Origin of the sequence: Pseudoalteromonas sp. AS71, assembly GCF_038900275.1 — a bacterium.
In the GTDB taxonomy this organism is placed as follows: Bacteria; Pseudomonadota; Gammaproteobacteria; order Enterobacterales; family Alteromonadaceae; genus Pseudoalteromonas.
The window spans coordinates 1-23,359 of the sequence record NZ_JBBMQZ010000029.1; the positions used below are offsets into that span (position 1 = coordinate 1).

Here is a 23,359-nt window from a genome sequence, read left to right on the forward strand (position 1 = left end):
TAGTGAAACGAAACAGCGCCGATGATAGTGTAGCATTTGCTATGTGAAAGTAGGACATTACCAGGCTTCAAATTGTAAAAAGCCCGATTCGAAAGAATCGGGCTTTTTTACGTCTGCAGAAAAGTAAAATACGCACAATTAATAGACACTCACATCAACATCCATCGCGTAGGGCGGGCGAGCGTAGCGACTCCCGATCCAATAATAGTGTACATATTTTATGTGACACTTTACCGCTCTGGGCACTACGGCATTCTACTTCGTAGCGTACCGACCTCAAATTGTAGAGAGCCGACTAGAAATAGTCGGGCTTTTTTATGTCTGCAGAAAAATGAAATGTGAGCGAATAACGAATATTCCAAGCCGTAACATCATCGAGTAATTGCATTAATACCTTAATGATCAAACTAAACCCGAAAGGTTCGCGTTTTAAAAGTGTAGTAAAGTTAAATATATTTAATCTTTTTTACTTTCTATAAAAGCTAATTACTTTCATTTCCTTAGATAACAAATTTAATTTTGCTTTGTCACTGTCTTTGATTTAGGATCAAATCAGTTTAAAACCAAGAACTAACAGCCTGTGTATAGATTATTAATTAGCGCCATATCCATTTTATTTTGTTTTTCTGCGTCGGCAGTTGAAGTAACTGATCTATATCAAGATATTTTAAAAGTGGATGACAAAACACGAGACACTCGATTAGCTGCGAGTCGTAAAGCTTTGCTCAATGTTTTAGTGAAAGTAAGCGGTGATGAAACTGCGGATCAAAATAAATTAGCACAGCAACGCACTAAAGATATTTCTGATTATATGCTTAAGTTTGAATATGACGAGAGAGCAAATGGACAATTGAAACTCGTTGTTAAATTTGAAGCTCGAAAGATCAATGCGTTAATCAAAGAGTTAAACTTACCTTTATGGGGAGTGCAACGCCCGTTAGTCGCAATATGGTTAGGTATTGAGGACAATTGGCGCAGAGAATTAGTAACACAAGAAAGTTACCCGCAATTAGAGCAGTTAATTTATGACAAAGCAGGACGCCGTGGTCTACCTGTCGTTGTGCCATTACTTGACTTACAAGATAGACGTTTAGTAGGTATTCCTGAGGTATGGGGTAACTTTTCAGAACCAGTAGAAGAGGCCTCTAGACGCTACAGTGCTGAGCGAAGTATTACAGCAAGAATGTATAAAGAAGCAGATAGCGAAAATTGGATTTTAGATTGGCGTTTTACTAATGATGATCAATTTGATTCAAATAGATTAACGGGCGATAAGCAGCAAATAGTGAGTCAAATGATTGATACCTTAGCTCGAGGCCTTGCAAGCGAGTACGCTATTGATCCAAATGCTTATTATGAACAAGCCGCAGCCACGCTAACATTAAAAGGCACGCAAAGTTTTGTTGATGTTGAATTAGCAAAACAAAGATTATTGAACTTAAGCGTTGTTACGCAAGTTAAAATTGTTCGTAAAACACCAGAATTTGTAGAATTTAAACTAAACCACACTGGTAACCTAAGCGATCTTAAAAAAGGGTTAGGGCTAGACTCCTCATTTAAAGATTATGAGGATCCACGCGCTTTTTATCATGTTGTTGATAAAAATAGCTTAGAGTATCAATGGATAACGCCATAATGCTAACTTCTGAGCCGATGCAAATGGCATTACCGGTTACCTTGCCGGATGACGAAACATTTGCATCGTACTTTGGTGGGGAAGATTCGTTAGAGGTTAACCATTTAAAAGATAGCTTTTCGAAGTTAGCTAAAAAGTTTCAGTATACTTATTTATGTGGGTTAGGTGATTCGGGTAAGTCTCACCTTTTGTATGCAACCTGTATTAAAGCACAAGAGCGTGGCCTATCTAATATGCTGCTGTCTATGCGCGAAGTAGTTGACTTTGGACCTATGGTATTAGACGGTTTAGAAGCGCTTGATGTTCTATGTATTGATGACGTGCATTTAGTTGCAGGGAATGATGCATGGGAAAAAGCACTATTTAACTTTTTTAACCGGTTTAACGAACCCGGAAAAATGTTAGTAGTAACTGCCGATTTACTTCCTAGCATGCTCAATATCTCGCTGCCTGACTTAGAGTCTCGTTTAACGTGGGGGACAACCTTTCAAATTCGTTCTATGAGTGATGACGATAAAGCACAAGCACTTGTTAAGCGCGCTCATATGCGCGGTCTTGAATTAAGTGATGAGTGTGCACGCTTTTTACTAACCCGTTTAAGCCGTGATATGCGTGCTTTATTAGATGTACTCGACAAATTAGATCATGCATCTATGGCAGCACAGCGAAAATTAACTATTCCTTTTATAAAATCAACGTTAAAGCTGTAGTAGGTCTAGAATCTAGACCCTTCTTTCAGTTATCATAAGCTATTATCAGAGCGTGTTTACCTTTCCTGATTGGAATTTGTTTAACTTAAGAGTGCTTTAATCACGTCGTGAGGACTTTAGCATAGTATTTATATGCGAAACCCGAACAACAAAGAGAGTAGCCTCCGAGATAAACACTTCAAACTGCATGTGTTTGGTCTTTATTTAGCGTTATTGCATGATTTATGTAGGAAACTACAGCCCAATGCTTAACCTTATTTAATAACCAACCACACTGTTGTAAAGCAATCTTGAAAGGCCAACACGCTCTTAAGCAATCACCTTCTGTGAAAGATCAGGTATCGAATGAACTTAGAAAACATATTAGCGCAAGCACTTGAGGCGGTAGCCAGTGCCAGTGAAATAGCGCAGTTAGAAGATATCAGGGTTAATTACCTTGGTAAAAAAGGCGAAATCACTAGCTTACTTAAAACGTTAGGTAAAATAGCACCTGAAGAACGTAAAGAAGCAGGCCAAGTTATAAACCAAGCTAAACAAGATGTACAAGCTGCTATCAACGAAAAGCGTGAATTGCTAGCAAGTAAAGCACTTGAAGAAAAACTAGCTGCTGAAACTATAGATGTAACTCTACCAGGGCGTGTTATGCCTACTGGCGGTTTACACCCAGTTACGCGCACTATTGAGCGCATAGAAAGCTTTTTCGGTGAGTTAGGTTTTGAAGTTAAATCTGGTCCAGAAATCGAAGACGATTTTCATAACTTTGATGCGCTAAATATTCCAGAGCACCACCCAGCACGTGCAGATCACGATACCTTTTATTTCAATCCTAAATTAGTTCTACGTACACAGACAAGTGGCGTGCAAATTCGTACTATGGAAACTGAGCAGCCGCCACTGCGCATTATTTCACCTGGACGCGTATACCGTAACGATTACGACCAAACACATACACCTATGTTCCATCAGGTTGAAGGTTTAATGGTTGATACCGATGTTAGCTTTACTGAGCTAAAAGGTATTTTGCATGATTTTTTACGTAACTTTTTTGAAGAAGATATGGAAATTCGTTTCCGTCCTTCATTCTTCCCATTTACAGAACCTTCGGCTGAAGTAGATGTTATGGGTAAAGACGGTAAGTGGTTAGAAGTACTAGGCTGCGGCATGGTACATCCAAATGTACTTAAGTCTGTGGGCATTGACCCAGAAAAATACACCGGCTTTGCCTTTGGCATGGGTGTAGAGCGTTTAACTATGTTGCGCTATGGCGTAAACGATTTGCGTGCATTTTTCGAAAATGACTTAAAATTCCTGAACCAGTTCCGTTAAGAGTGAAACAATAAAATGAAATTTAGTGAAAAGTGGTTAAGAGAGTGGGTTAATCCTGCTATTGATACGCAAGCTCTTTCGGAACAGCTTTCAATGGCTGGTCTAGAAGTTGATGGTGTTGAGCCTGCTGCTGCCAAATTTAATGGCGTAGTTGTTGGTGAAGTTGTTGAATGTGGTCAACACCCTGATGCAGATAAACTGCGTGTTACCAAAATTAACGTCGGTGGTGATGAGCTACTTGATATCGTTTGTGGTGCACCAAATTGTCGTTTAGGTATTAAAGTTGCTGTCGCAACTGTGGGCGCTGTACTTCCTGGTGACTTTAAAATTAAAAAAGCCAAACTACGCGGCCAACCTTCAAACGGAATGCTATGTGCTTTTGTTGAGCTAGGTATTAGCGAAGAAGGCGACGGCATTATGGAATTGCCAAGCGATGCACCAGTAGGCACTGATTTACGTGACTACCTAGGTCTTGATGACAATATTATAGATGTTGACTTAACACCAAATCGTGGTGATTGTTTAGGTATTAAAGGCCTTGCTCGTGAAGTAGGTGTTTTAAATAGCATTGACGTAAATGTATTAGATATCCCAGCGGTTACGCCAACAATTGATGACAAAGTATCAATTGAGCTAGTTAACGAAGATGCATGTCCTCGTTACCTTGGTCGTGTGATAAAAGGCATTAACCTTGACGCAGAAACACCACTTTGGATGGTTGAAAAATTACGTCGTAGTGGCGTACGTTCAATCGACCCAGTAGTTGATGTTACAAACTATGTATTACTTGAACTTGGTCATCCAATGCACGCGTTTGATTTAAATGCGATTGAAGGTGGTATTAAGGTTCGTAGTGCAAACGCAGGTGAAGAACTTGTTTTATTAGACGGTAACACCGCTAAATTAAACGACACAACACTTGTGATAGCCGATCATAATAAAGCACTTGCAATTGCAGGTATTTTTGGTGGTGAGCAATCAGGTGTTACAGATAAAACATCTGATATATTACTTGAAAGCGCATTTTTTAATCCTGTAGCAATTGCAGGGCAAGCACGTAGCTACGGTTTACACACTGATGCTTCACACCGTTATGAACGCGGTGTTGATTTTGCTCTACAACACGATGCAATGGAACGTGCAACAGCACTTCTTCTTGAAATTGTGGGTGGTCAAGCAGGTCCAGTAGTTGAAGCTGTTGCGGCTGATAAACTACCAAAAGTGACTGAAGTACGTCTTCGTCGTGCACGTTTAGACCGTGTTATTGGTCATCATATTGAAGATGCTAAAGTAACAGATATTCTTACGCGTTTAGGTCTTGATGTTAAAGTAGAAAATGAAAGCTGGAGTGCGGACGTACCAAGCTACCGTTTTGATATTCGCATCGAAGAAGATTTAATTGAAGAAGTAGCACGTGTTTACGGTTACAACAGCATTCCAAATGTTGCACCAACTGCAAAACTTAAAATGACGACACATAACGAAGCAACTATTGCGCTTAGCAAGTTCCGCAATACGTTAGTGACTCGTGGTTATCAAGAAGCAATTACGTACAGCTTTGTAGACCCTAAAGCACAAGCTATTTTACACCCAGAGTGTAAAGCAATGGTATTACCGCATCCTATTTCAATTGAAATGTCAGCAATGCGTGTAAGTTTAATGCCGGGTTTATTAGCGTCTGTAGCGTATAACCAAAATCGCCAACAGCCTCGTATTCGTTTATTCGAACATGGTCTTAAATTTATAAGCGACGAAAGTGCAGAAAATGGTGTTTACCAAGTACCGGTTATTGGCGGTGTTATTACGGGTCTTGTAAATGGTGAACATTGGGTTGAAGAAAAACGTAACGTTGATTTTTACGATTTAAAAGGTGATGTTGAAGCCTTACTTGCAATTACTAATGACGTTACTCGCTTTGAAATTAAAGCCGAGCAGTCAGATGGACTTCATCCTGGTCAATCAGCTGTAATATATGTTGATGGCAAAAAGGTTGGTTTTTTTGGTGCTTTACATCCTCAAGCTCAAAAGTCGTTAGATATCAACAATGCAACTTTTGTTTTTGAAATTGAAATGTCAGCAATAGAAAAAAGAAATTTACCGCAAGCAGAAGGGGTGTCTAAATTCCCTTCAAATCGCCGCGACATCGCGATTTTAGTGGCAGACAGCGTTAAATCTGGCGACATTTTAAGCGTGATCGAAAAAGTTGGCGGAAATCAATTGGTTGACCTAAACTTATTCGATGTGTATAAGGGCAAAGGTATTGAGCCAAATTATAAGAGTTTGGCGATTGCTCTAACACTGCAAGCGGTTGATAGAACACTCGAAGAGAAAGATATCAATCTAGTAGTTGATAACGTGGTGGCCGAATTGGCCGAACAGTTTAATGCATCGTTGAGGGACTAGATATGGCGCTTACTAAAGCCGACATAGCTGAACACCTATTTGAAAAGCTCGGGATCAATAAAAAAGATGCCAAAGATTTAGTTGAAGCGTTTTTTGAAGAAATCCGCTCAGCGCTAGAAAAAGGCGAGCAGGTTAAGCTCTCTGGATTTGGTAACTTTGATCTTCGAGACAAAAAAGAAAGACCAGGCCGCAATCCGAAAACAGGCGAAGATATTCCTATTTCGGCACGTCGCGTGGTGACTTTTCGACCAGGTCAAAAGCTTAAAACCCGCGTAGAAGTGGGCACAAGCAAAGCAAAATAAAAAAAGGCAGCGTAAGCTGCCTTTTTTATTGTCTAAAATAACTCCGCTCTAGCGGAGTTATTTAGTTGTACCGTTAGAAAACTTTTTTAAAACTCTCGAGGAGATACAAAATCACCTGCCATTATTTGCTGAAATGTTTGCTCTGCAAGTACATCTAGGCTGTCTAAGCTTTTACCATTCGTTATTAATTGCTGCTCAATTTCAAACACGTCAATATTTTCTATCCCCGACATTTGCGCTACTTTAGAAAATATATATGCATGTTTAAATTTATCATGTTTATAAAAAAGACTAATAAGTGATGTATACACTTCAGGATTCGGTACGTTGCCTTTTTTATTGAGTTCTAAAGTTTTATAAAGCAAATCGATGGTTTTTTCATCATCAAATTTAATATAGTACGATGCTAGAAAAAATTGCATTTCGGCACTTTGCGTTACACTTTTGTCATTTTCTATCGCTAATAATTTAGTCAGTGCACTTTGGTTATTATTTCGTGACCATTGGTAGTAGAGCAAACCTGGATGGTTTGTATTTTGGGTATCTTGATATAAGCGAGTCATTTCTTTAATGCTCGTTAATTGACCGTCAATACGTGACGTTTTTTTAGCTTTTAACTTAATATGTTCAATTTTAGCGGCCACAGTTATACATTGGTTATAGGATTCAAAGTCCTTGAGTAATTGGTATTTATTTTCATCAGTAGGGTCTTTGTATTCTATGTAACGTTTGATAATCACATCAGAACGCTCATCCTTGCAGTGGCTGTCTTTGTTTAAGTCGCTACAAAAGCCAGGTGTTTCTTTGCACACTTGTGCGAGTGTCAACGGTTCTTCACACCCTGTCAACGTTAGCAAACCCAATAGTACACTTGCTTTTTTAAACATCCCTTAACCCCAAATGAATATCCACCTTGCTATTCTAACGCAATCATTTAACGCCTAACAGTAGAGAATAACTTCAGATTAAATTAGAATAGCCCTGCCTGAAGTGCATTACTCTCAAAATATAGTGCATTTTTAAAGGCTATCCGTTCAAAATGATAAACTTAGGTAAATAAAATGACCTCATCTCACGAGTTAGAATACACAAATAGTTGGCAAGAGCGCCAAGATTATGCAGAAAGCATGCAACCAATCATTGGTAAACTTTACCGTAATCGTGGTATCGAAATCGCTGTATATGGCCGTCCTCTCGTAAATGCCAGTACTATTGATATTATCAAATCTCATAAAACCGTTGCTCAGTTTGAAGGCACTAAATTACGTTTGCGCGAAAGCTTTCCATTTTTAGAAGCTATCAGCAAAATGGAATTAAACTCTGCGCGTATTGATATTGGTAAACTTGCATATAGCTATTTGTTCACAGAAGCAGCTAAAGGCCGCTCAGTAGAAGAATTTGTAAAAGATGAACTTGCAGAAATAGCTGACTTACCAGCGAAAGAACCACGCGATGTTGTATTGTATGGTTTTGGTCGTATTGGTCGTTTACTAGCGCGTTTATTAATTGAAAAATCAGGTCCATATGCAGATTTACGTTTGCGCGCTATTGTTGTGCGTGGCGGTAAAGATGGGGATCTTGAAAAGCGCGCAAGCTTACTGCGTCGTGATTCAATTCACGGTCCTTTCAATGGTTCAATCACTATTGATAAAGAGCGTAATGCAATTAAAGCTAACGGTAGCTACATTCAAGTTATTTACGCTAACTCTCCTAGCGAAATTGATTACACTCAATACGGTATCGACGATGCATTAATTGTTGATAACACCGGTATTTGGAAAGACGAAGCGGGCCTTGGCCAGCATCTAGAGTGTAAGGGCGCTGCAAAAGTATTATTAACAGCTCCTGCAAAAGGTAATATCAAAAACATCGTATATGGTGTTAATAACAAAGATATTTTACCTGAAGATAAAATCGTTTGTGCAGCAAGCTGTACAACTAATGCAATTACACCAACGCTTAAAGCACTAAACGATAAGTTTGGTATTAATAATGGTCATGTTGAAACTGTACACTCGTACACGAACGATCAAAACCTTATTGATAACTACCACAAAGCAGAGCGCCGTGGCCGTGCCGCAGCACTTAACATGGTAATTACTGAAACAGGGGCTGCAAAAGCGGTTTCAAAAGCATTACCAGAGCTTGAAGGCAAATTAACAGGTAACGCAATCCGCGTACCTACACCTAATGTGTCGCTAGCTATTTTAAATCTTAACTTAGCAACAAGCACATCAGTTGAAGAGCTAAACGCATTTTTACGCGATACTGCACTTCATTCAGACTTACGTGACCAAATTGATTACACCGCATCAACGGAAATTGTATCTACCGATTTAGTAGGTAGCCGTTACGCAGGTGTTGTTGATTCACAAGCAACGATTGTTGAAGATAACCGTATCGTTTTATATGTATGGTACGACAATGAGTTTGGTTACAGCTGCCAAGTAGTTCGTTGTATGCGCGATATGGCCGAAGTGTCATTCCCAAGCTTACCTCGCTAATTTATTTGCAGTGACTTAAAAGCCAGCATGTTGCTGGCTTTTTTGGTCGTGTATTATTTTTAAAGCGTATGCCTTGTGATAGGCTTTAATTAAGAAAATGCACATTCATTTTACTATTTACAAAATAATGTCAGTTCTGTGAATTAATAAACAGATAAACTTATTCAACCTAAAGGTTTTTCCATGAAAATCAGCAGCAATTTCGACAGTGGTAATATCAAAGTTATTGAATCCACCGATCCTTTAAATATTCAATTAGAAATTAATAAAGATCACCAGTCTGAATTTTATCAGTGGTTTCACTTTCGTCTTGAAACAACACCTTACCAATTGCATAAGTTAAATATTAATGAGCTTGATAAATCAGCTTACCCAGATGGTTGGGAAGGGTATCAAGCTGTTGCATCATATGACCGTCAAACATGGTTTCGCGTACCATCAAGCTATGAAAATGGCACATTAAGCTTTGAAATTGAACCAGAGTGCGGCAGTGTTTATTTTGCTTACTTTGCACCATACAGTTACGACCGCCATTTAGATTTATTGTCTTGGGCACAAAGCCAAGGTGCTTGCCAATTAATAACGCTTGGTGAAACACTCGATGGCCGCGATATGAGTGTGCTTAAAATTGGTGAGCCAAGTGAAGATAAGAAAAACATCTGGATCACAGCACGTCAACATCCAGGTGAAACAATGGCAGAGTGGTATGTTGAAGGTCTACTGCACAAACTTCTTGATGACGAGGATCCACATGCAGCTGCGCTTCTATCAAAAGCAGTGTTTTACGTTGTGCCAAATATGAATCCAGATGGCAGCGCACGCGGACATCTTCGTACTAATGCTAAAGGCGTTAACTTAAACCGTGAATGGCAAACACCAAGTATGGAAAATAGCCCTGAGGTTTACTTAGTGCTTAATAAAATGCGCGAAGCTGGCTTAGATATGCACTTAGACATACACGGTGATGAAGCTATACCTTATAACTTTGTGGCAGGCAGTGAAGGTATTCCAAGTTACGATGCTCGTCTTAAAGGCCTTGAAGATAGCTTTAAAGCTGCGCTTTTAACTATTACTCCAGAGTTTCAAGATGAGCATGGCTATCCAAAAGATGAGCCAGGTCAAGCTAACCTTACGGTAGGTTCATCAGCTACTGCTGAAGAATTCAAAGCATTAACGTACACAATTGAAATGCCATTTAAAGACAACAACGATTTACCTGATCCAGACTATGGCTGGTCAGACCGTCGTTCTTATCAATTTGGTCAAGATACATTAGCGGCTATTGTTAATGTTGTTGATGATTTAAGATAAAACGCTTATCTAAAAGGGTATCAATAGTTTTGATACCCTTTTTGCTTTTAATAAAACCCTTTGTATAAAAAAATAATAATCATATAGCAGCTTTATTCTTAAAACGTTTTCAACGCTTCTTCGCTGCTTATCATCACCGTATCGGTACAAATCAATCTACTTTCATTTAAATACTACAGATGTAGTGCCTTTTGCCAAGTGTGTAATTATATATTTTGAAAATTAAGTGTTAACAACCTTGGGGTACTTAAGTTAATATTAATTAAATCATGAGTCGGGGCGGAAGAGGTGAAATCTTATTTCGTAAAGCTTATGTAGCGTAGTAGCTAAAACAGAGTCTCGTAATTAAAAAATAATAAATATAACTATAGAGGATATCCATGGAAGCTTTTGTAAGCGCTGTTAATGATGTTGTTTGGAGTAATGCACTCATCTATTTATGCCTAGGCGCAGGCTTGTTTTATTCAGTACTAACTAGATTTGCTCAAGTTAGACATTTTAAAGAAATGTGTAAGTTATTATTTAGTCCTAACACGTCTGATAAAGGTATTTCATCTTTTCAAGCCCTTGCAGTATCGTTGTCTGGACGCGTAGGCGTTGGTAATATCGCAGGTGTGGCAGCAGCTATCGGTTTTGGTGGGCCAGGTGCTATTTTTTGGATGTGGGTTGTTGCTTTTCTAGGTGCAAGTACTGCTTACGCAGAATCTACTTTAGGCCAAATTTATAAAACAGAAGAAGACGGGCAATATCGTGGTGGCCCAGCCTATTATTTTGACCGTTGTTTAGGACAAAAATGGTTGGCTGTCTTATTTGCTGTTTCGGCAATTATTGCATGTGGTATTTTTCTGCCTGGTGTACAAGCGAATGCGGTAGGTAATGCGTTTACCCAAGTATTTGGCGATGGCAATATGGTCTCGACTAGTTTTGGTGATGTAGGTAGCTTTAAGTTAGTCGCTTTGGCAATAATCCTTATTGTTTTAGCGTTTATTATTTTTGGCGGTATAAAACGTATTGCGAACTTTACGCAAATAGTAGTGCCATTTATGGCGCTTGGTTACATAGTACTGGCATTAATCGTGGTATTTTTAAATTTAGATAAAGTAGGCGATATATTCTATTTAATTATTAGTGATGCATTTACTGCGCAGGCCGGTTTTGGTGCTGCTATTGGTTGGGGCGTTAAGCGTGGTATATATTCTAATGAAGCAGGGCAAGGTAGTGGGCCTCATGCAGCAGCAGCAGCAGAGGTTGATCACCCTGCTCAACAGGGTTTAGTGCAAGCTTTCTCTGTTTATGTTGATACCATTTTTGTATGTACTGCAACAGCACTCATGATTTTAATAACGCAGCAATACAATGTTGTGGGTGAGTTACCAGCAGGGCAGTTCATTGTACAAAATGTTGATGCAGCGACTGAGGTCGGTTCAGCAGCCTTTACTCAAATGGCTTTATTTAGTGTATTTGGCAGCTTTGGACAAGCATTTGTCGGTATTGCATTATTCTTCTTTGCCTTTACCACAATACTCGCTTATTACTTTATTGCAGAAACTAATATTGCTTACTTAAATCGTTATTTTAAAGGCAATATCCCACTTGTCCTCGTGAAGTTCGTGATTATGTTTATGGTTGCATACGGTATGGTTAATAATTCAGGTTATATCTGGACTATTGGAGATATTGGCGTTGGTTTAATGGCCTGGATTAACATATTGGGTATCTTAGCTATTTTCTTTGTAGCTAAGCCTGCTTTACTATGTTTGAGCGATTACGAAGATCAGAAGAAAAAAGGTGGAAAAATCACATTTGACCCTGTCAAACTAGGTATTAAAAATGCCACTTTCTGGGAAAAACGTTTAGGGAAACAGTCAAAAGACACTGAGTAACTAAACTTAATGAGTAACTTGTTAGATTATCGTCTCTAAATCAGTTATTGGTTTGAATTCAAAAAAGACAACGAGAAATAAAACAAGTACAATAAAGGCGCCGAAAGGCGCTTTTTTTATGCGTAGTATGGAGAGAAGTATGGCGATCATTCGTTGCCCAAAATGTGCAAAATCAATTTCAGATAAACATAAGCAATGTCCGCATTGCGAAAGCAATATTGCAGAGCTAAACGACGAGCAAGTTTTACAACTTCAGCGCGAACAGCGAATTAAAAAAAAGCAGATGTTTATAAATCACTCCTTTTTAGCGCTTATCTTATTTTTAGGTGGTTTTTTCTGTTTGTACTTTTTACAACCGCAAGAAAAAACGCTTCAGTGGTATGCTTATACTGCGGCAATTGGCGTAGGGTGTATTTGGTATCTTATTAACCGTATTGTTTTAGTGACTCTAAAAAAGAAAAAATGACATGAATATCGACAATCTTGTACAAAATATTACTCCCGAATTATTCGAACGCTTGCAATACGGTGCGTCTACTGGCAAATGGCCAGACGGAACTGTTTTATCAGACGAGCAAAAGCAACAAACAGTGCAGTTGGTTATGTTGTATCAAGCAAAAGTGGCTCAATCAAACGAGCAATTTACGATTGGTGCTAATGGTGAAATGATCCAAAAGACAAAAGCTCAACTACAAAAAGAATTTAAATCAGACAACGAAATAGCTAGGTTTAGTGAACATGATCTTTAAGCACCTTTTTACACCGAAATGGAAACACCCTAAGCAACAAGTTCGTCTTGATGCTATCGAAAAATTAGATATTGAACGTGATGCAACCATATTAAACACGTTAGCACTTGAAGATAGCTCAGCTGAAATACGCCGTAAAGCGTTGCAAAAAGTAAACGATTTACCACTTTGGTGGAAAGCGTATAAACAAGATCAAGCATTAAAAGATATAGCAGAACTACAAATATCTAATGCTGTTTTAAATAGCGAAAGTGCACTAACACCGCAAATTAAAAGTGAATACATAGAGCGTTTTGCACCCGTTAAAACACTCGAAAAGTTAGCATTTGCAGAGAAAGAACTGCAAGTGCGCGTTAAGTTATTGAAACGTCTAGCAAATGCAAAACTAGTAGAAAAAGCATTTAAAGAAGGTAGCGAAGAGCTACAAGCTCAATTAGTTGAACTTGTTATTACCCATCAATTAATTAAGCCATTAGTAAAGCATGCAAAGGGTGGTGCAAAAGCAGCACTTGAAACGTATATTGAAAATGAGCGTTTAGCAATTGAAATGCCACTGCAGGTTGAAAGTGCAACACGTGTTATTTTAGCTAAGTTAAATGCATTACGCGAAAAAACAGATTTTGGTGTTGTAAATCCACAAGCCGGCGAATTAATGGTCCAGTGGCAAGCACTTGAGCTAAAATGGCTGAGTGATGAACGCGTTAAGCTTCTTGACGAAAAATATATTTCAATCACAACTAAGTTAGATGCACACATTGAACAGCTAAAGGCGGTACATGATAAAGAGCAGCAGAAATTAGCGCTACAGCAGCGCCAATTGCTAGCACTTGCAACGCTTGAAGCTTTAACTGAAGAAATTGAAAACGCCTTACAGCTAGGCCTTGAAACACCAGAGCAAATTCAACAAGATTGGCTTGATGCAAAAGTAGCGCAAGCTAAGCAAGCTATTAGCGAAACAGAATTAGCTAATAATGCACAATCTAAACTGGCTGTAAGCAAGTTAGAAAAACTATTTACTCAAGTTGCTAAGTTACCTGAGCTAACAATTGCTATTAAAGAGTACAAACTCGCTTTTGCAGCATTATGCGAAATTAAGCCAGCAGAAGATTTAGCACAATACGATGCAACTCTAACTGAATTTAATAATGGTTTTAAAGCAGCGCGTAGTCATTTAAATATTTTAGATGGTGCACTGCAAAGTACCTTTAAAACGCAGTTAAATGCGCATAAAAAGCAATTTTTATCACCAATGAATGAGCTAGTTAAGCCACTTGAAAAAAACCAAAGCCAAGCAAAACGCAAAGCTCGTGATGTTAAACGCCTAATTGAGGAAGGCCGTTTTAATGTTGCCTTTGGCGTGTTTAAAGGGTTTGAAGAGTTATTTAATACACTCACTGAGCAATATCAACAGCCGCTTGTAAATATAAAAGCGGAGCTTGAAGCGCAACTTGCAGATGCTAAAGATTGGCAAAAATACGCAGCAGCACCAAAGCGTGAAGCTTTATTAGAAGAAGTAAGTGCATTAGTAAGTGAAGAGTGTACTGACCCACAACAACGCGCAGAGCAAGTAAAAGTGCTACGCAAGCGTTGGAATGAGTTAGGTCGTTTAGATACAGACGAAGAAAAGCAACAAGGCGTACAGTTTGATGAAAAAATCGAGTTGTTATTTGCACCTTGTCGTAGTTACTTTGCAGAGCAAGAAGTACAACGCGAAGCATCAAAAGCACAACGCGAAAGTATTATTAGCGACATGCACGCGCTTCATTTACAACCTACGGCTGAGGATGACTTTGATTGGAAGCAATATGAAAGCCAATACAATCGTTTAAACAAAGCGTGGCGCAGTGTGGGTAAAGTTGACCCTAAAACATACCGTACACTAAACGAACGTTATAAAAGCGAGCAACAACAAGTACTGGCTTTATTAAACGCATTTCATAAAAGTAATGCTGCACTTAAAAATGAGTTAGTAGAAAAAGCGCAGCAATTATCACAAAGCGATGATTTAGCCGCTGCATGCCAAGAGTTGAAGCAAATGCAGCAGCAATGGCAAACAATTGGTTTTGCAGGTTTAAAAGCTGAAAATGCGTTATGGCAAAAATTTCGTCAATTCAACGATGAAACATTTACTAAACGTAGTAGTGAATTTGAGCAGCAAAAACTTGAGCAAAACGAGTCAGATAAGCAAGCAGTTGCAGAACTCGCTGAGCTTGAAGCAGCACTTAGTGACGTAAATCAAAGAGCACAGTTGCACGACCTAGAAACAAAAGTGAAAGGGTACATGCAATTTAGATCGTTAGCGCCAAAGGTTAGTAAGTTGCTAGCAGCTATTGACGATAAACTTGCATTGCTTACAAGCAAATCAGAGCAAGCTAATCTAGATGCGTTAATTACAGCACTTGAAAACAATGAAGCGTTACCAAGTCAGTACCAAGCACCGCTTAAAACAGCATTAAATACAGATCAACTTATTACGCGCATGGAAATACTAGCAAACGTAAGTTCAACCGATAAGTCACTTAGAATGGCAGAACAAGTAGCCATGTTAGATGACAAACATCGTGGCGAACATGCTGATTTAAACTATTATTTAAAACAGTTATTAGCGCTCAGTGCTGGTTCAGTTGAACCTGACACACTAACGCGACTTAAAGCGACACTTGCAGCTTAATACACTAGGGCGTGTTGATCTTTCGTGGTTGAATTTGCAGCAGACTGTTTGGTATTTAGGCAAGGCAGAGTCTATGTAGTGTGGTTATTCCCCATAAATAGGCGATAACGCAGCATAAATGCCAAACATGCGCTGCCCTTTGGGTTCTTTCTAGGGACGAGTAACTCTTTGTTGCTCGGTTTTGACTTAGCCCGCTAGGTTACAAACCTCACGCCGCGATTAAATCGACCCTAGATTGAACAAATTTCAATCCACAAAGGTCAACACGCCCTAGAACCAGCGCAATATATGTTGGTTTCTATTTTAATAAGCCGCTTTAATAGCGGCTTTTTTATGTACCACTAATTTATAAACAAAAGGGTTCTCATGAGAATTTTAGTTATTATTGCAGCGTTATTTTTAACCGCCTGTAATACCACGCAAGGCATATCAGTATATTCATTTACTAACTCTGAGGTTGAGTCTGTACTGGGTAAGCAATTACCAAAGTTAAGTGAAAAAGTAAGCTTAATGGGTTTGCCGGTTCAGTTTGATGTAAACGACTTAAGTGTAAATATTGGGCCTGATAACCGCGACGTTGTTGTTCTTGGTGCTGATTCAAGCGCTGAAATTAATGCATTCGCACTTAAATACCCAGTGCGTTTAAAGCTACAAATTGAAGGTAGCCCATTTTACGACAGTGAGAAAAAAGCGGTGTTTTTACGCAATATTAAATTACTTGATTCCAGTGTTGATGCCGGTGGTTTCAAAGGTAATTTAGGTGCACTTGATAGCCAAGCAATGGATGTGATTAATGCTTTTTTAGCGGTTAACCCTGTTTATACTCTAAATATGGATGACCCTAAAATGATGCTACTTAGTAAGCTTCCACTTGATATGAAAGTGGTTGAAGGTGCAATTAAGCTAGTACCTCGTCTATAAGTAGATCTACCTACTTATAATATACGTATTAATTAGCCTGACTTTCAGGCTAATTAGGTTTTAATATTATGGCGGCTCCTCGTACTGTTCCCACTTCTAGGCTTTCTCGCTTTGCAAAATTAGGCTCACTTGCCACAGGTGTTGCTACCAACATGTTAGTTGATGGCGCTAAGAGCGCGCTAACAGGTAAAGGTTGGGACAATAAAAGCTTACTGCTACAACCTAAAAACATTGAAAAACTAGCTATACAGCTATCTCATTTACGTGGCGCCGCAATGAAGCTCGGGCAATTGCTTTCAATGGATGCCGGTGATTTACTTAGTCCTGAATTGTCTCAGTTACTTGCTTTACTGCGCTCAGACGCGAATCCAATGCCTCATAAGCAGCTTGTTGAAGTGTTAAAAGAGCAATGGGGGGATGAGTGGCTAGCGCGTTTTTCTCATATTGAATTAAGACCTTTTGCAGCGGCTTCTATAGGGCAAGTTCATTTAGCTTACAAGGAGAATGGTGAGCAACTGGCTGTTAAAATTCAATATCCTGGTATTGCAAAAAGTGTAGTAAGTGATGTCGATAATGTTATTTCTTTATTAACGATTTCTCGATTATTGCCAAAAGATCTTAATATTAAACCACTTATTAGTGAGGCTAAAGCGCAGTTATTAGCCGAGGCTGATTATAAGCGGGAGGCTCAGTACTTAATACGTTATAAAAATGCATTAGCAACTAATCCCCATTTTAAAGTACCCAACGTATATCCAGAGCACAGCACACAACAAGTGCTAACTATGGAATATATAAAAGCAGAGCCCATTGAGAGCATTACACAGCTACCTGATAGTCAAAAAAGCTTTGTTGCAGAGCAACTTATTGATCTGTTTTTTAAAGAAATGTTTGAATTTAAATTAATTCAAACCGACCCTAACTTTGCCAACTTTCATTATCAGCTTGATACACAAAAAATTGTTTTATTTGATTTTGGCGCAACGCGAGAAATATCAACAGAGCTTAGCTTAGCGTATTTAGCTTTATTTAAAGCGGGTAGTGAAAACAACAGAGAAGGTGTACTTAAAGCGGCTTCACATATTGGTTATTTTAAAAATGACTTGGTTGATGAGTATAAAAACAACGTCATTGATTTATTCTTAATGGCGTGCGAGCCACTAAGAGCAGAAGGGGAATTTGATTTTAAAAACAGCGAACTGGCGCTCAAAATTAAAAATGCAGGGCTTGCTCTTAGTGCACAATCTCAGCAATGGCACACACCGCCCGTTGATGCCCTATTTATTCACCGAAAACTTGCAGGGCTTTATTTAATAGCCGCAAGGCTAGGTGCAAAAATAGATGTGAAAACGCTATTTCAGCACTATTTATAGCGTTTTAATGGGCACGTGAGTGCATTTTAAGTAATGAGTGCACTTAGTGTGTAAAATTGCCATAATGCTCGCGATATTTCGCGAGGTGCATTTATGATAAAACAATTTTTAAACGATCCTAAATTATTGCTAAACGCAGTAGGTGAGGGCATATACGGTTTTGACCTATCGGGTAATGCGGTGTTTGTTAATCCTGCCGCTGAGCGCATGACCGGCTGGCGGGCTGAGGAGATATTAGGTAAAAAAATACACCAATATCATCACCATACTCATGCTGATGGCACACCTTATCCCGCAGATGAATGCCAAATTTACTGCACCATGTTTGACGGCAAACGTCGTGAAGTTAAAAATGAAGTTTTTTGGCGTAAAGACGGTAGCTCATTTGCAGTGGAGTACACCTCAACACCGGTTTATAAAAATGATGAGTTAATTGGTGCTGTAGCGGTATTTCGCGATATATCACTGCAACAGCAAACACAAAATGCACTGCAAGAGGCACTTGAGCAAGTAAAGCATTTAAGTGAGCAGCTAAAAGATGAAAACAACTACTTAATTGCAGAACTTAACGAAGATTGGCAAGACTCAGGGCTAGTTGGACAAAGTCATATATTTCAAACCATGTTAGATCAAATAAAATTGGTAAGTGAAACCGACAGCACAGTTCTTATACTTGGCGAAAATGGCACGGGTAAAGAATTAGTAGCCCGTAATTTGTATCGACTAAGCAAGCGTAGCGAACAAGCCTTTATAAAAGTAAATTGCGCCGCATTTACCCCAAGTTTGCTAGAATCGGAACTTTTTGGCCATGAAAAAGGCGCGTTTACAGGTGCAAATGAACGCCGTAAAGGGCGTTTTGAACTTGCTGATAAAGGCACCTTGTTTTTAGATGAAATAGCAGAGCTTCCACTTGAGGCGCAAAGTAAACTGCTTAGAGTCCTGCAAGAACAAGAGTTTGAACGTGTAGGTGGCAGCAATACGCTAAAAGTAAATATTAGAGTAATTGCAGCGACTAATCACGACCTGTGGGAAATGGTACAAAAAGGCACGTTTAGAATTGATTTGTTTTATCGGCTCAATGTATTTCCTATAAAAGTACCCGCCCTTAAAGATCGAAAAGAGGATATTCCTTATTTATGCGCTAATTTAATTGCGCAGCTAAATAAACGACTGGGTAAACATTTAAAGGGGCTAAGTAAAAAAGCAATTACACAACTGCAAGCCTACGATTGGCCAGGCAACATTAGAGAGCTGCAAAATGTACTGGAACGCGAAGCTATTTTATCTAACCAGGCTGTACTACAGCTAAGTCAGCCTTTGCAAGCGGGTGGTGAAGTAGTTATTAACCCTTCACTTACGCTTGATGAAGCGCAAAAACAGCATATAACCTCTGTTCTTGCGTTATCGCACTGGCAAATATCGGGCGATAAAGGGGCGGCAGTTAAGTTGGGCTTACCTGAGAGTACACTACGCTCAAAAATGCGAAAGCTGGGAATCACTAAAAAATCGTGATATATCGCGATATGCGCTTTATATCGCGAGCTCGGTTTTTGTTTTTTAAAATAATTTCTTTAATATCAATGAAGTAATTAAAGTTTCAGCTTGGTCTGAAAGTTGCTAATACTTGCTTAATACCCGTCATTATGAAGCAAGTACTATGAAGTTTGATATTAAAGAAGAAGACATGATCATTAAGCCCTATAACACCGAGGGGCCAATTTATATCCGCGAGCAAAAAGGATTTTTTCAGCGCATACGCCGTAATTTAGGTTGGCTGTTAATGCTAACTTTTATTGCAATACCGTGGATTCAATATAACGGTCAACAAGCTGTGCTGCTTGATGTGGCAACGCAAACCTTTACTATTTTTGGTTTAACACTCCTTCCTCAAGATTTTATGATTTTAGCCCTGCTATTTATGGTGGGGGCTTTTGCATTATTTTTTGTAACTAATTGGCTTGGTCGGGTTTGGTGCGGTTATACATGCCCGCAAACAATATGGATGCTCATGTTTTCGTGGGTAGAGCAACGCATAGAAGGCACTCGAAATCAGCGAATTAAATTAGATAAATCACAGTGGACGCTAAGTACTTGGCGAAAAAAAATAACTAAGCACAGTGCGTGGATTGTTATTTCCGTTTTAACCGCAACTTCGTTTATGGCGTATTTTATTCCGGCAAAAAGTTTGTATGTGGAAATGCTTACGTTTGAGTGGTCAGGTATAACGAGCTTTTGGGTGTTTTTATTCGCTTTTTGTACTTATGGCAATGCGGGGTTTTTACGCGAAAAAATGTGCACAATTGCTTGCCCTTATTCTCGTTTTCAGGCTGTTATGTTTGATAAAGATACGTTGCTTGTTACATATGATAACAAGCGAGGTGAAAGCCGAGGACCACGTAAACGCAAAGCTGACCCCAAAGAGCTTAACTTAGGTGACTGTGTAGACTGTAACTTGTGTGTAGAGGTATGCCCTGCAGGAATAGATATTCGAAATGGATTGCAATATGAATGTATAAATTGTGGCTTATGTATTGATGCCTGCGACGATACCATGGAGAAATTTGGTTACGAGAAAGGCTTAATTAAATACGCCAGTGAGAAACAAATGGAAGGTAAAAAAACCAATCCATTTAGGTTAAAGCTAGTAGGGTATGGCGCATTAACGGCTTTGTTAATAATATCTATGTTTGCATGGATGCTGCAACGTACACCAATAGAAGCCTCAGTACTACGCGATAGGAATGCGCTTTATAGAGTGAACTACGAGGGCCTAGTAGAAAACCCTTACACACTTACTATTATTAATAAAACGCAGCAAGCACTGCATTACAGTATTGCCATAGAGGGTTTGCCTGGGGCAACGCTCTCAAGTCCGAAATCTACGCTTGTACAACCGGGTGCGATGAAAAGAGTCCCCGTTACTGTAACAGCCGATGGTTACGATATTGAACGTAAAGTGAGTAAGTTACAATTTGTTGTAACAGCGCAAGAAAACGCCAGCATTACGATAACCAAAGACAGTCAGTTTTACAAAAACTAAGATTGATAAAGCAAGATCAACAATTTTTATATCAGTTGGCCTTGCTTACTTTTTAAGTTGTGAGAAATAAACTGTTTAGCGCTATCTAAATCGGTAAATAGGCACTCACTAAAATTAACGTTTCTTTTTGCGCACTCTAAAATGCGTTTCATTTGATTTATAGCGATAGCTGAAGTGAGTACAAACGCACTACTCAGGCAGTTATTTGCTTTCATTAAATGGCTAATATCTATCATCTCTTTTTCTGCCTCAGGCGTTGCAGCTAAAACATCAAAAGAATCACTAATATAGGCCCAAGGCTGATTGTTGAGTGATTTTATTTTTTCGCATAGTTCAATTTTAAACGCACGAAGAAGCCCTGAGGTGATGTATCCCGCAAAGTGAGCGATAACAACGTTATTTTCAGTGTAAAGGCTTACCTGTCCATATTTGTTTTTAAACCCCAATGTATACTCCTTGAATTTGAGGGAAGGCTAACCTTATACCTTTAAATTCAATAAAACCAGTTCTTTTGGGTTATTTTTTGTTATCAGATTGTTTCTTGGTTGGGCGGGGACTTAATTTAATGAGTACCCGCTCTTTAATAGTGGTTAATCTTTTGTAGAGGTTGTAATGTAATTTAGCGCGCTAGTTATAACCGCGACTTGTGCCAAAATACATTCTTCATCGGTGGCCGTTGGGCTATCTGGGTACACTTCGGTAGTGGTTACATAGGGTGCATCAGTAAAGCCCATACATAAACCTAGCTCTCGAGCTGCATAGTTAATTACACCAAATTGCTCTTGAGGTACGCCGATTAGTTGGTTATTTTCATCGCTCGGTGCAATATGGGTCACCTTTGCAACGCTTTCTATAATGGTCTTTTGAAACTCCGGCTTAGGCTTTTTGGTATCTGCAACTAAATAAAACCCGTCAGGTATGTTCCAGTTAGTATTTGTAGTGCCTTCACGCGCAGCGAGTGCGGGTCTAAATTCACTGTTATCGCTATTTGTTGTTTCGTGTAAATCAATATGAGCGATTAAGTCAGTACCTAATGATTTTACAAACGCCATAATAGCTGCTGACTCTTGAGCTGGGCTGCCCTCATAAAATGAGCGGTTAGGATCAATAGCATCTGGGTTCCAACGGTTTATTGTTTCATACCCCCAAGGGCTAATGCAGGGCGCAACAATAATATTAAACTGCTCTGAGTGTTGCATAGCCGATGTTTTAGCAAACCTAAGTGCGCCATGTACGCCACTGGTCTCGTAGCCATGCACACCACCGGTGATTAAAACAGTTGGTTTATTAGTATTAAAGTTAGGCGTTTTTAATATATATAATGGGTAAGTGCCAGCGGCGTAATTAAGCTCGCCGTATTGCTCTATATCTAAGGTGTTTTTAAGGTCATTAATTAGCGTTACGACTTCGTTTTGGTAACTGCGTTTAATGTTTTGGCGTGCTAACCACAGGGCTTTATCGTTGTTATTCCATTTTTTGCCAGGTGTGCCAATGGGGTATGTGCTGTTAGTCATAATAAACCTTTATATCAATTTTTATTAACTCCCCTATAAATAAGGAGGGCAATTACAATTGGTAGAGTTACTTAATAAAGGTGTAGCTTAACGCTGAGTAAATTAGCGTGCAAATTAAAACGTTAATGTCATATTTTTTATAGCGCGCGATTGCTGGGATTTAATATAACTTTGGTTTGCGTATTCACCCGAAATACTACCGAATCGATCGCGTTTTACACTAATCGTTAAATCACACGTTTTACTTTGATCTACTTGCGAGCTGCTAAACATTTGCAAACTTTGCAAATCTATTTCAAGGTAAGAAGTGTTAAGCGCAAAAAGTGTTGATTGTAAAAGTGTTTCATTATTATTGTTAGTACAGCTACTGCTCAGTTCTACTTGGCTAGTACTATTAGGATCAGTGCCATCTAACTGGACTGTAAGGGGACTATTAATATCAAAATTTTGATCGTTACTTGGGGTTAAAATAATAAAATTTAAAGGCAACTCAACGCTCGAATTAGCATTTATGCCATCGTCCCGTTTAAATTTTATATCAAACTGTTGGTTGTCGTCAGTGGCATTTATATATGCTTGGTAATCAACGTCTAAAAAGTCGGTATCTTTTGTAAGTACAATAGCGGTGCTATTAACAACAGCTTGTAATGAGTCGCTATCGCTTAAAACAATGTTAGAGCCATTAGCGTCGCCTGCATTTAGTTCTGCGTTAACACGCGTGCGGTTACCGTCAGAAACCAGTTCAAAACCTGCCCAAATACCTTTTGTTTTTACTAAATCCGACTCTGTTTCTGACGTGCAAGCGCATAGTGCTAAAATTAAAGCCGTTGTGGTAATGCATTTTTTAAGCATGTTAGCTCCTTTAAACCACTAAATTAGGCTGTAAATAATTGTTTAATTAGGGATATACCTAACAATTATATGAAGTATAAGTTTGTATGTGTGCATTGTTACACAACACGCTATCTGTAAATGTTTAAATTTGTTAACGGTTGTAAATAAATCATTAAACGCTA

19 protein-coding genes are annotated in these 23,359 nt (G+C 38.9%); 15 read left to right on the forward strand and 4 right to left on the reverse strand.

The window, feature by feature from the left end:
• The first annotated feature begins 580 nt into the window (after positions 1-580).
• The 5 genes from WNY98_RS18140 to ihfA all read left to right on the forward strand — a co-directional run bounded on the left by WNY98_RS18140 (position 581) and on the right by ihfA (position 6,377).
• Positions 581-1,636 carry a DUF2066 domain-containing protein gene (locus tag WNY98_RS18140; protein WP_010554011.1) on the forward strand — a complete coding sequence of 352 codons (1,056 nt, stop codon included), beginning with the start codon at positions 581-583 and terminating at the stop codon, positions 1,634-1,636.
• Positions 1,636-2,346: a DnaA regulatory inactivator Hda gene (gene hda / locus WNY98_RS18145; RefSeq protein ID WP_024600452.1), complete on the forward strand. Its 711-nt coding sequence runs from the start codon at positions 1,636-1,638 to the stop codon at positions 2,344-2,346. The genes WNY98_RS18140 and hda overlap by 1 nt, the downstream gene beginning before the upstream one ends.
• 345 nt (positions 2,347-2,691) lie before the next feature.
• Positions 2,692-3,672, forward strand: a complete 981-nt coding sequence (gene pheS / locus WNY98_RS18150; RefSeq protein ID WP_002960692.1) for a phenylalanine--tRNA ligase subunit alpha — start codon at positions 2,692-2,694, stop codon at positions 3,670-3,672.
• A gap of 15 nt (positions 3,673-3,687) precedes the next feature.
• Positions 3,688-6,075 (forward strand): phenylalanine--tRNA ligase subunit beta, encoded by a 2,388-nt coding sequence (pheT, locus tag WNY98_RS18155; RefSeq protein WP_007580344.1) that lies wholly within the window; start codon positions 3,688-3,690, stop codon positions 6,073-6,075.
• A gap of 2 nt (positions 6,076-6,077) precedes the next feature.
• Positions 6,078-6,377: an integration host factor subunit alpha gene (gene ihfA / locus WNY98_RS18160; protein WP_002960690.1), complete on the forward strand. Its 300-nt coding sequence runs from the start codon at positions 6,078-6,080 to the stop codon at positions 6,375-6,377.
• An 86-nt stretch (positions 6,378-6,463) separates the two neighbouring features.
• On the opposite strand, the gene WNY98_RS18165 is transcribed toward ihfA, so the two are convergent.
• Positions 6,464-7,264, reverse strand: coding sequence for a DUF2989 domain-containing protein (locus WNY98_RS18165; RefSeq protein WP_342878585.1), 801 nt, complete (start codon positions 7,262-7,264; stop codon positions 6,464-6,466).
• 174 nt (positions 7,265-7,438) lie between these two features.
• Between WNY98_RS18165 and WNY98_RS18170 the strand changes: the two genes are divergently transcribed.
• The 10 genes from WNY98_RS18170 (at position 7,439) to ccoG (ending at position 20,829) form a co-directional block, all read left to right on the forward strand.
• A complete protein-coding gene (locus WNY98_RS18170; RefSeq protein WP_024600455.1) occupies positions 7,439-8,881 on the forward strand; it encodes a glyceraldehyde-3-phosphate dehydrogenase in 1,443 nt (480 codons plus the stop codon).
• A gap of 183 nt (positions 8,882-9,064) precedes the next feature.
• On the forward strand, positions 9,065-10,192 hold the full coding sequence (locus WNY98_RS18175; protein ID WP_342878586.1) for a M14-type cytosolic carboxypeptidase: 1,128 nt from the start codon (positions 9,065-9,067) through the stop codon (positions 10,190-10,192).
• Positions 10,193-10,572: 380 nt separating this feature from the next.
• Positions 10,573-12,075 (forward strand): alanine/glycine:cation symporter family protein, encoded by a 1,503-nt coding sequence (locus WNY98_RS18180; protein WP_342878587.1) that lies wholly within the window; start codon positions 10,573-10,575, stop codon positions 12,073-12,075.
• Positions 12,076-12,214: 139 nt separating this feature from the next.
• The gene (locus WNY98_RS18185) at positions 12,215-12,541 is read left to right on the forward strand and encodes a hypothetical protein (protein ID WP_007580349.1); all 327 of its coding nucleotides are present in this window, start codon (positions 12,215-12,217) and stop codon (positions 12,539-12,541) included.
• Between the two features lies 1 nt (position 12,542).
• The gene (locus WNY98_RS18190) at positions 12,543-12,824 is read left to right on the forward strand and encodes a DUF1315 family protein (RefSeq protein ID WP_007378333.1); all 282 of its coding nucleotides are present in this window, start codon (positions 12,543-12,545) and stop codon (positions 12,822-12,824) included.
• Positions 12,814-15,495 carry a DUF349 domain-containing protein gene (locus tag WNY98_RS18195; RefSeq protein ID WP_342878588.1) on the forward strand — a complete coding sequence of 894 codons (2,682 nt, stop codon included), beginning with the start codon at positions 12,814-12,816 and terminating at the stop codon, positions 15,493-15,495. The genes WNY98_RS18190 and WNY98_RS18195 overlap by 11 nt, the downstream gene beginning before the upstream one ends.
• Before the next feature lie 366 nt (positions 15,496-15,861).
• Complete coding sequence (locus WNY98_RS18200; protein WP_002960677.1) at positions 15,862-16,416, forward strand: DUF1439 domain-containing protein; 555 nt, start codon at positions 15,862-15,864, stop codon at positions 16,414-16,416.
• A gap of 68 nt (positions 16,417-16,484) precedes the next feature.
• Positions 16,485-17,789 carry an AarF/ABC1/UbiB kinase family protein gene (locus tag WNY98_RS18205; RefSeq protein WP_342878589.1) on the forward strand — a complete coding sequence of 435 codons (1,305 nt, stop codon included), beginning with the start codon at positions 16,485-16,487 and terminating at the stop codon, positions 17,787-17,789.
• A 93-nt stretch (positions 17,790-17,882) separates the two neighbouring features.
• Positions 17,883-19,301: a sigma 54-interacting transcriptional regulator gene (locus WNY98_RS18210; RefSeq protein ID WP_342878590.1), complete on the forward strand. Its 1,419-nt coding sequence runs from the start codon at positions 17,883-17,885 to the stop codon at positions 19,299-19,301.
• A gap of 145 nt (positions 19,302-19,446) precedes the next feature.
• Positions 19,447-20,829 carry a cytochrome c oxidase accessory protein CcoG gene (ccoG, locus tag WNY98_RS18215; protein WP_342878591.1) on the forward strand — a complete coding sequence of 461 codons (1,383 nt, stop codon included), beginning with the start codon at positions 19,447-19,449 and terminating at the stop codon, positions 20,827-20,829.
• Between the two features lie 26 nt (positions 20,830-20,855).
• Here the strand turns inward: ccoG and WNY98_RS18220 are convergent, their stop codons facing one another.
• The 3 genes from WNY98_RS18220 to WNY98_RS18230 all read right to left on the reverse strand — a co-directional run bounded on the left by WNY98_RS18220 (position 20,856) and on the right by WNY98_RS18230 (position 23,195).
• Positions 20,856-21,275 (reverse strand): hypothetical protein, encoded by a 420-nt coding sequence (locus WNY98_RS18220; RefSeq protein WP_024600461.1) that lies wholly within the window; start codon positions 21,273-21,275, stop codon positions 20,856-20,858.
• A gap of 144 nt (positions 21,276-21,419) precedes the next feature.
• Positions 21,420-22,343, reverse strand: coding sequence for a M14 family metallocarboxypeptidase (locus WNY98_RS18225; protein ID WP_342878592.1), 924 nt, complete (start codon positions 22,341-22,343; stop codon positions 21,420-21,422).
• Positions 22,344-22,457: 114 nt separating this feature from the next.
• Positions 22,458-23,195 (reverse strand): hypothetical protein, encoded by a 738-nt coding sequence (locus tag WNY98_RS18230; protein ID WP_165722347.1) that lies wholly within the window; start codon positions 23,193-23,195, stop codon positions 22,458-22,460.
• Between the last annotated feature and the right edge of the window lie 164 nt (positions 23,196-23,359).